This is a genomic window from Nocardioides sp., from assembly GCF_034670285.1.
In the GTDB taxonomy this organism is placed as follows: Bacteria; Actinomycetota; Actinomycetes; order Propionibacteriales; family Nocardioidaceae; genus Nocardioides.
In genome coordinates this window covers 1-5,469 of sequence record NZ_JAXMNS010000268.1, presented here as the reverse complement: position 1 = coordinate 5,469, position 5,469 = coordinate 1, and the positions used below count along the sequence as shown (strand labels likewise).

Below are 5,469 nucleotides of genomic sequence, written 5' to 3'. Positions count from 1 at the left end.
GTGAAGAGGCGCTGCGTCTGGGGCTGGTCTCGCGGGTGCTGCCGCGCGAGGGCTTCCTCGACGAGGTCCTCGAGACGGCGGCTCAGGTGGCGGCGAACGCCCCTATCGCGACGCGGCTGACCAAGATCGCGTTGGCCGACGCCGGGCACGCCGACCTCGAGACCGCTCTGCAGTGGGAGGCGCTGGCGCAGCCGATCACGTTGACGACCCAGGACCTGCAGGAGGGCATCGCGGCGAGCCAGGAGAAGCGCGCGCCGCAGTTCCGCGGTCGCTGAGCGAGCACGAGAAGAGGCCCCCGGGCCATCGTGGTGAGACTCGCCTTCCCCTGCGAGTCCCACGCCGATGGCCCGGAGGCCTCGTCTGCGAGAGAACCTAGGGCCAGCGCCGTTCTGCGGTCAATCCCCGGTTGATCTCCAGAACCTTGCGGCCTGACGAGCCTGGGGACGAACCTGTGGACAACGTTGTGGAGAACCCTCAGGAACTGGGGAGGGTCGGGGGACAACCCTGTGGACAAGGGGCCCCCGCACCGACTGAAACCGCTCGTGATCAGGGACGATGGAAGCTCACAGCCTGTGGATGAAGAAGGAGAGGCGCCGCCGATGGCCGGACCAGAGGAGTACGACGCCGGACCGGTCGCTGCGCTGCGCCGGATCGCGTTCCTGCTCGAACGTGCCCGCGAGGACTCCTACAAGGTCAAGGCCTTCAGGGGCGCGGCTGCCGCGATCCTCCCGCTCGCCCCGGACGACGTGCTGCGCGCGGTCGAGGAGGGCACCCTGACCGACCTGCCGGGCGTGGGCGCCAGCTCGGCGAAGGTGATCGCCGCGGCCGCACAGGGCGAGGTGCCCGAACGACTCGCCGCCCTGGAGAAGCAGTACGCAGGTCCGCTCACCGAGGGCGGGGCCGACCTGCGCGCCGCGCTGCGCGGCGACCTGCACTCCCACTCCGACTGGTCCGACGGCGGCTCGCCCATCGAGGAGATGGCGATGACCGCCATCGAGCTGGGCCACGACTACCTGGTGCTGACGGACCACTCGCCGCGGCTGAAGATCGCACGCGGGCTCTCCGCCGAGCGCCTCACCCGGCAGCTGGGCGTCGTGGACGCCGTCAACGAGCACCTCGCCGGCGACTTCACGCTGCTCAAGGGGATCGAGGTCGACATCCTCGACGACGGCTCGCTCGACCAGGACGACGAGCTGCTCGGCCGCCTCGACGTCCGAGTGGCGAGCGTCCACTCCAAGCTCGCCATGGACGCCGCCGCGATGACCACCCGGATGATCGGGGCGGCGCGCAACCGTCGTACCAACGTCCTGGGCCACTGCACCGGACGTCTGGTGACCGGAAACCGCGGCACCCGCGCCCAGTCGTCGTTCGACGCGCGGGCCGTCTTCGAGGCGTGCGCCGAGCACGACGTGGCGGTCGAGATCAACGCTCGCCCCGAACGGCGCGACCCGCCGTCCGACCTGCTCGCGCTGGCTCGCGACGTCGGCTGCGTGTTCTCGATCGACTCCGACGCCCACGCCCCGGGCCAGCTCGACTTCCTCGTGCTCGGCTGCGAGCGCGCCGAGGAGGCCGGGATCGAGACATCACGAATCGTCAACACCTGGTCGCAGGACCGCCTGCTCGAGTGGGCGCGCAAGTAGCGTGTCAGCCATGACAGCGCCCGAGGTCGAGGTACGCCGCTCCAAGCGGCGACGCCGTACGGTCTCGGCCTACCGCGAGGACGAGCGCATCGTCATCCTCGTGCCGGCCTCCTTCACTGCAGCGGAGGAGTCGGAGTGGGTGGCCACGATGGTGCGGCGGATCGAGAAGTCCGAGCAGCACCCGGTCCTCACCGACGACGACCTCCTCGCGCGGGCGCTGCGCCTCAGCGACGAGTATCTCGGCGGGCTCGCGACGCCGGGCTCGGTGCGCTGGGTCTCCAACCAGCGCACCCGCTGGGGCTCCTGCACACCGAGCGAGCGGACGATCCGGCTCTCCGAGCGGCTCCAGACGATGCCCGTGTGGGTGCTCGACTACGTGATCGTGCACGAGCTGGCCCACCTGCTCGAGCCCGGGCACGACGAGAGCTTCTGGGCCTGGGTCGATCGCTACCCCAAGTCGCGCAAGGCGCAGGGCTACCTGCTGGGCTGGTCCGAGGGTGCGAAGGTCATCCCGCCGTCCGAGTTCGCCGACTGAGTCCAGCGCTCACGAGCCAGCCGCACCAGGTCGACGAGATCAGGATCCGGGTCGGGGAGCGCATCGGCCGGCCACCAGCGCACGTCGAGGGACTCCTCGCTCACCGCCGGCACCGATCCGGGCGGCGCGACGGCCAGGAAACGGACGTCGAGGTGGTGCACCGTGAGCCCGTCGTCGGTGCTCGCGGAGGGGTCGCGGCAGAACGGCACCGCGTGCTCGCTGAGCTGCACCGGCACCGGGTCGAGACGCAGGTCGGGGACGCCGGACTCCTCGCGCGCCTCGCGGCTTGCGGCATCGTGGAGCAGGTGGTCTCCCGGCTCGCAGTGACCGCCCAGCTGAAACCAGCGCTCGGCCTTGGCGTGCAGCGTCAGCAGCACGTGCTCACCGTCGTCGCTGAGCACCAGGGTGCTGGCCGTCAGGTGGTCGGGACGACACGAGCGCCGCATCCCGTCGGGGTGCGCCTCGAGGTGGGCGACGTAGCGCCGGCGAGCCTGCTCCTGGTCGGCGTCGGGGGCCGGCCAGGAGCGCAGGACTGCCAGCGCGTCGTCGTGGAGCCCGCTCACTCCTCGGGCTGCTCGGGCTGCCCTGGCTGTCCCGGCTGCCCGGGCTGGCCGCCGTCCAGGAGCTTGCGCAGCTCGGCGTCGAAGTCGACGTCGTCGAGACCGGTCGGCGCGGCGGCGTCCTCGCGGAAGCCCAGCGGGTCGTCGAGGTCGGCGGAGGTGGGGAGCAGGTCGGGGTGGGTCCACACCCCGTCGCGGGCCTCGGGTCCCTGTCGGGTGCGCAGCGAGGCCCACAGGGTGGAGGCGTCGCGCAGGCGCCGCGGGCGCAGCTCGAGCCCGACGAGGGCCGAGAAGGTCTGCTCGGCGGGCCCGCCGGCCGCGCGGCGACGGCGTACGAGCTCCTGGAGCTTGGTGGCGGTGGGCATCCGCTCGGCGGTCGCCTGACCGACGACCTCGTCGACCCAGCCCTCCACGAGGGCCAGGGCGATCTCGAGCCGCTCGAGGGCTGCGGCCTGGGTGGGGGAGCGGGGCAGGTCGAAGAGGCCGCCCTCGAGAAGCTGCTGGATCGACTCGGGGTTGCTCGGGTCGACTCCGCGCAGCTGCTCCTCCATGCGCTGCTGGAGCGCCTCGGCGTTGATCTCGACCCCGCTCGCGTAGTCGGTGACCGCGCCGATGAGGTGCTCGCGCAGCCAGGGCGCGTGGGCGAAGAGGCGCTGGTGAGCGGCTTCGCGCAGGGCGAGGTAGAGGCGGACGTCGTCCTGGCTGACGTCGAGCCCGTCGGCGAAGGCGGCGACGTTGGCCGGCACCAGGGCGACCTTGCCGGGCGCGCTGAGCGGGATCCCGATGTCGGCGGCGCCGAGCACCTCTCCCGCCAGGGCACCGATGCCGGAGCCGACCTGGGTGGCGAGCATCGCGCCGACAGCCTTGCCGACGATGCCGAGGATGGGTCCGGCCGCGGCCTGGGCCTCGGCGGGGAGGGCGTCACCGATGCCCTTGACGGACTGCTGGGCGACGGGCTCGACGAGCACCTTCCACACGTCGAGGGTGTGCACGATCCACTCGGCTCGGCTCCACGCGGCGGTCGAGGAGACGCCGGAGGGGAAGTCGGTGACCTCGTCGAGCCAGTGGTCGGCGAGCCGCACGGCGTCGGCGATGGCGTCGGACTCGCGCCCGGTCGGTGTCGGGTCGGGCGAGGCCGCCACGGCCTTGCGCGCGATGTCGAGGGCGACGTCCCAGTTGAGGGGGCCGTCGTAGGGCTGCATCAGCGACTGCAGCTGGCCGAAGAGCGCGCTGAGGTCGGGCATCTGACCGCCGGCGCCACCGGGTCCGCCCATGCCGCCGAACATGCCCGCGAGGGCGTTGAGGTCGAACCCGCCGGCTCCTCCCATGGCACCGCCGAGACCGCCGGCGCCGCCGGAGAAGAACTGCTCGAAGGGCGTGCCCTTGAACGGGTTGGAGTCGTCCCCGGACGCGTCGTCGGGGCCGTTGTGGGGGTCGTTGCTCATGGCTCCACGGTACGCCGTTCGGCCAACGCCCGCCCGCCCTGCTCGGCGCCGGTAGGGTCGCGGACGTGACCAGCGACACCGCCGTCCGTCTCGTGGAGATCCGCGAGACCGCCCTCGACGTGGCCGAGGTGCTCGACAGCCTCGACGAGGCCGCCGACGGTGGCGTCAACCTCTTCGTCGGCCGGGTGCGCGACCACGACGGCGGTCGCGGGGTCGACGGTCTCGACTACTCCGCCCACCCCAGCGCCCTGGACCGGTTGCGCGAGGTCTGCGCGCTCGTGGCCGGACGCCACGACGTCCACGGGGTCTCGGCAGTGCACCGGATCGGCCACCTCGACATCGGCGACATCGCGGTCATCATCGGCACCGCCTCGGCCCACCGCGGCGTCGCCTTCGAGGCCTCACGCGACCTCATCGACACCCTCAAGGACCAGGTGCCGATCTGGAAGCACCAGGTCTTCACCGACGGCTCCGACGAGTGGGTCGGCACCCCCTAGGGGACCAGCCGCGGCGGGCGACGTACCCATCGATCGGCACCACCGAGGGGTGGTCATCGAGTAGCCGGCGCAGCGAAGCAAGCCGGTGTATCGAGATGGCGGCGACGGACCCACCCACCGCAACCGCCAAGGGGTCACCGCCACCACCGAGGGGTGGTCATCGAGTAGCCGGCGCAGCGAAGCAAGCCGGTGTATCGAGATGGCGGCGACATACCCGCCCACCGCAACCACCACCACGCGGCGAGCCGACCAGAAACCCCAGCTCCACGCGCCTAATCTGCACCCATGGTCCTCCTCTGGCTCCTGCCACCCGTCCTGGTGACCCTGGTCGCCATGGCCTGGGTGGCCTGGCTGGGCCGCAGCGAGCGCGCCGAGGTCGACCGCGACGAGGCCGTACGTCGCCTGGGCGCCGCGCTGGAGGGCCGGAACGACCACCCGCGACCGTGGTCGCGATCGCGCCCGAGTCCCGGGTACGCCGTGGCGCCTCGGCCGCAGCAGCGCAGCAGCGGCGTCGCCGTACGGCGCTCTTCGACCTCACCGACAGCCGGCTCGACCCCGAACGCCGGCCGGGAGCAAGGCTGAGGAAGGCGCTCTTGGCCGCCAATGAGAGGGTTGCGGCATGAACCAGCGCCTGATCGCCGCGGTGATTGCCGTGCCTGCGGTGCTCGCGCTCATCGCACTGGCCCTCTTCGAGGGCCTCCCGTTCGCCACCTTCGCCCCCGGCGGCACGATCGACGTCCTCGGTGACGACGGCAACGACGCCGAGGTTGTGCAGAACGACGGTCGCGAGAT

7 protein-coding genes are annotated in these 5,469 nt (G+C 72.0%); 5 read left to right on the top strand and 2 right to left on the bottom strand.

Features of this window, described 5'->3' with window-relative positions; translation table 11 throughout:
* From VOI19_RS13445 to VOI19_RS13435, 3 genes are all read left to right on the top strand, one after another.
* A partial coding sequence (locus tag VOI19_RS13445; RefSeq protein ID WP_323793473.1) for an enoyl-CoA hydratase/isomerase family protein occupies positions 1-275 on the top strand: 275 nt, incomplete at its 5' end.
* A gap of 324 nt (positions 276-599) precedes the next feature.
* Complete coding sequence (locus VOI19_RS13440) at positions 600-1,640, top strand: PHP domain-containing protein (protein ID WP_323793472.1); 1,041 nt, start codon at positions 600-602, stop codon at positions 1,638-1,640.
* Between the two features lie 10 nt (positions 1,641-1,650).
* Positions 1,651-2,175 (top strand): M48 family metallopeptidase, encoded by a 525-nt coding sequence (locus tag VOI19_RS13435; RefSeq protein ID WP_323793471.1) that lies wholly within the window; start codon positions 1,651-1,653, stop codon positions 2,173-2,175.
* On the opposite strand, the gene VOI19_RS13430 is transcribed toward VOI19_RS13435, so the two are convergent.
* Positions 2,115-2,738 carry an NUDIX hydrolase gene (locus VOI19_RS13430; RefSeq protein WP_323793470.1) on the bottom strand — a complete coding sequence of 208 codons (624 nt, stop codon included), beginning with the start codon at positions 2,736-2,738 and terminating at the stop codon, positions 2,115-2,117. The two genes, VOI19_RS13435 and VOI19_RS13430, sit on opposite strands and share 61 nt — an antisense overlap.
* Positions 2,735-4,180 (bottom strand): zinc-dependent metalloprotease, encoded by a 1,446-nt coding sequence (locus VOI19_RS13425; protein WP_323793469.1) that lies wholly within the window; start codon positions 4,178-4,180, stop codon positions 2,735-2,737. The genes VOI19_RS13430 and VOI19_RS13425 overlap by 4 nt, the downstream gene beginning before the upstream one ends.
* A gap of 65 nt (positions 4,181-4,245) precedes the next feature.
* Here VOI19_RS13425 and VOI19_RS13420 point away from each other — a divergent pair, with 65 nt between their 5' ends.
* The gene (locus VOI19_RS13420; protein ID WP_323793468.1) at positions 4,246-4,677 is read left to right on the top strand and encodes a molybdenum cofactor biosynthesis protein MoaE; all 432 of its coding nucleotides are present in this window, start codon (positions 4,246-4,248) and stop codon (positions 4,675-4,677) included.
* Positions 4,678-4,962: 285 nt separating this feature from the next.
* Positions 4,963-5,259 carry a hypothetical protein gene (locus VOI19_RS13415; protein WP_323793467.1) on the top strand — a complete coding sequence of 99 codons (297 nt, stop codon included), beginning with the start codon at positions 4,963-4,965 and terminating at the stop codon, positions 5,257-5,259.
* The last annotated feature ends 210 nt before the right edge of the window (positions 5,260-5,469 follow it).